Genomic DNA, 664 nt, shown 5'->3' with positions numbered 1-664 from the left:
CGGCCCCGGTCGAGCGCTGCAAAACCAGATGGTCATTTCCGAATGTGCCGATCTGCCAGCGATCCGAGCCGCCCGTTTTGAGAATCAGGGCTGCGATGCGGTTGGCGGCAGATTTATCCAGCGTGATTGTCTGGTCATCGCCAAGTACTGCGATGCCGCCATAATCATTCAACAACTGGTTTAGTGCAGCAAGTGCGTTTTCATTCGTCGTCGCCATTCCCTGTCTCCTGGATCGTGCTGAAATCCACGGCCCGCGCCGCGTCCAGCTCTGCCTGTGTCTCGGCCTCGCGGGCCTGTTTTTTTGCCGCCATGCGCCGCCCCTCAATGGCCGCAGAGGCGGTAACCCACGCATTGTTTTGGGCAATGATCACGGCGGCTACGGCAGTTTCATCCGCGCCGGTCACGCCCACCTCTCCGGCCAGATGCGGCCACGGGCCGATGCCGCCACTTTCCAGATCCAACGCCTCGGAAAGCTTTCGGGTGTATGTCATCGACTGCCCCGCGCCATCGGTGATTTGCGCCAGCCGTGCGGCCTCTGCGCGCCGGTCGATCTCGGCCAATGCCGCCTGCCGCCGCGCCTCGAAATTGCCTGAGAGATTGAGCTTCACAGCGTCACCTCCCACTCGCCCGTGATATACGGAAACACCGGCTCGATCCGCACTGT

1 protein-coding gene and 1 pseudogene are annotated in these 664 nt (G+C 61.7%); both read right to left on the bottom strand.

The window, feature by feature from the left end:
* On the bottom strand, positions 1-217 hold a 217-nt coding region (locus E1297_RS00970), incomplete at its 3' end, for a hypothetical protein (RefSeq protein ID WP_155132766.1).
* A pseudogene (locus E1297_RS00965) lies at positions 201-664 on the bottom strand (hypothetical protein); the annotation flags it as partial. The pseudogene E1297_RS00965 and the gene E1297_RS00970, both read right to left, overlap by 17 nt.

It is taken from the genome of Roseibium sp. RKSG952, assembly GCF_009711355.1.
The sequence above is the reverse complement of the archived record's forward strand: the minus strand, read 5'-3'. Positions and strand labels throughout refer to the sequence as shown.